General features: G+C 44.2%; 2 protein-coding genes. Both read left to right on the top strand.

All coding sequences use genetic code 11. The features are described from left to right. The first annotated feature begins 145 nt into the window (after positions 1 to 145). Positions 146 to 1,480, top strand: coding sequence for an acetyl-CoA hydrolase/transferase family protein (locus tag DBO31_RS08255; RefSeq protein WP_113856259.1), 1,335 nt, complete (start codon positions 146 to 148; stop codon positions 1,478 to 1,480). A 514-nt stretch (positions 1,481 to 1,994) separates the two neighbouring features. Further along, on the top strand, positions 1,995 to 2,333 hold a 339-nt coding region (locus DBO31_RS09480), incomplete at its 3' end, for a helix-turn-helix transcriptional regulator (protein ID WP_234995444.1).

Raw genomic sequence — 2,333 nt, 5'->3', positions numbered from 1 at the left:
GCCATTATCGATTCATCAGGCTATACGGCAGGTCTTACGGTAGCCGTTGTCTTTAGCGCAACTGCTTTTATTGGCTCTTTCTTATTACCAGAAACAGGAAAATCACGTAGCAAAAAATAACACATATTATATAGGAGGTCATATCATGACACAATATGAAACAATGTATGAACAGAAAAAAATGACAGCAGAACAGGCACTCCAATTGATTCAAAGCCGTGACTACATGTTTAGTGCCCAGGCTTCAGGGGAACCGGCAGCTATTCTCGATAAACTTCAGTACTTAAAAAAAACGGGAGTTAGAGATACGATTATTAATACCTGTCTTCCCTTAAAGGATTATCCATGGCTCCATGATCAGGAAATGAAAGGAATCATGTTCCATAATGGCTGGTTTTTCTGCGGCCCCCTGCGTCAATCCCAGAAGGAAAAATTGACGAGTGCCGTGCCACAGCGGTCTACGACTATTTTACGCCATACCTTAGACCGGATCCGATACGAAGGACGACGCCCTGTTGTTCTGGCAACCGTATCTCCTATGGATAAGAATGGTTATATGACACTTTCTGTCAGCGCCATTTATGAACGCGATCTGATTAATGCGGGAGCGCTGACTATTGTAGAAGTCAATCCTAATTTCCCAAGAACGTTTGGTGATACACTGGTCCATGTTTCTGAGGTTGCAGCTGTTGTAGAATCAGACCGGCCGATTCCCTGTGCCAAACTGGCGCCATATACTGAAACAGATGCGGCTATTGGCAGGTATATTGCAGATCTCATAGAAGATGGATCCACAATCCAGCTGGGTATTGGCAATATTCCCAATGCAGTAGCCAATGAACTGAAAGCAAAGAAACATTTGGGGATTCATACGGAAATGTTTACGGAAACGATGGTTGATTTGATTGAATGCGGCGCTGTAGACAATTCGCAAAAAGGGTTTATGAATGGATATTCTGTCTGCTCATTTACGATGGGAAGCCAGCGGTTATATGATTTTATTGACAATAACCCTTCGGTCCTTTTTAAGTCGAGCACCTTCAGTAATGATCCCTATACGATTAGCCGGAATAACAAGTTTGTTTCCATTAATGCCAGCCTGGAAATCGACCTGACCGGTCAGTGCGCGTCGGAAACCGTGGGAAATCTGCAGTGGTCCGGAACGGGTGGTCAGTCTGAAACTGTTCAGGGGGCACAAATGTCACCAGGAGGCAAGTCCATTATTGCCATGCATTCTACGTACACGACAAAAGATGCCGATGGCAAGCCCATTCTCCATTCTAAAATTGTTCCTTTCCTGGCTCCAGGGGCGGCGGTTACGACATCGCGCAATGATACCGATTACGTTGTTACGGAATATGGTGTGGCCTGGCTGCGCGGTTTAAATATTAAGCAGCGTGCCGAATCCTTGATCCGCATAGCACATCCTGATTTTCGCGATGAACTGCGCAAAGCTGTTGACAAATACATGATTTGGTAGATAAGTCGGGACTACTTATTGATAAGAGCACCGTTATGCATTTTTGAGCGTAACGGTGCTTACGTGTCTCTTTAAATCTGATATAATGGAACGAGAGTATATTGTCAGAGGTCGGTGCATTATGAGAAAAATCCTGCCAACAAAAATATCTATGCCAGCAGTAGATGATATCATCATTCCACGGCTCAGGTTCAATCAAAAACTAGATGGTATGAAATCATGTCCCGTGACAGTCATTACGGCAGGTGCCGGATATGGGAAAACTACTGCCATGATACAATACTGGCAGGGACAGGCAGAACCCCCAGGCTGGTATTGTCTGGGACCGGAAGATGATACGTTATATATTTTTGCAATTTATCTGGCGGGGAGCCTGGACCGGTTTTATCCTGGATTCAACGAGTGGTTCTGCCAGAGACTGGCAAATGAAAAGAAGATTGATTGGCGTTTCATATTATTCTTGTTCTTATCGGGCCTGCAGGCACACCAGCCAGATACAGATGTACCGGTCTATATGGTCATTGATGATTGGCAATATATTCATGATACAGATGTCTTAAAATTTTTCGACCGCTTTATGGCTAACCTTCCTGTGCGGCTTCATATTATGCTGCTTTCGCGGGAGTATGTCAGTCTGCCGGTTTTGGAACGGATGAGACTGCACGGTCAGGCCAAAGATGTATTTCCAACAGATCTGTTGTTTTCGCCTGATGAGATAAAAAAGCTATTTCAAAAATCACAATTGACCCATGTGCAAGATAAAGATATTCATGCGATTTTCAAAAAAACGGAAGGCTGGGCTATTGTTATAAAGATGCTGGCAGCGCAATGGTGCGAAGATGCCGGACAATAT

This window comes from Megasphaera sp. DJF_B143 (assembly GCF_900320625.1).
In the GTDB taxonomy this organism is placed as follows: Bacteria; Bacillota; Negativicutes; order Veillonellales; family Megasphaeraceae; genus Megasphaera; species Megasphaera hexanoica.
This window is presented reverse-complemented; position numbering and strand designations above follow the sequence as displayed.

Excerpts from the sequence above, each read along its gene's own strand:
- DBO31_RS08255 (WP_113856259.1), top strand. The coding sequence starts at position 146 with ATGACACAATATGAAACAATGTATGAACAGAAAAAAATGACAGCAGAA.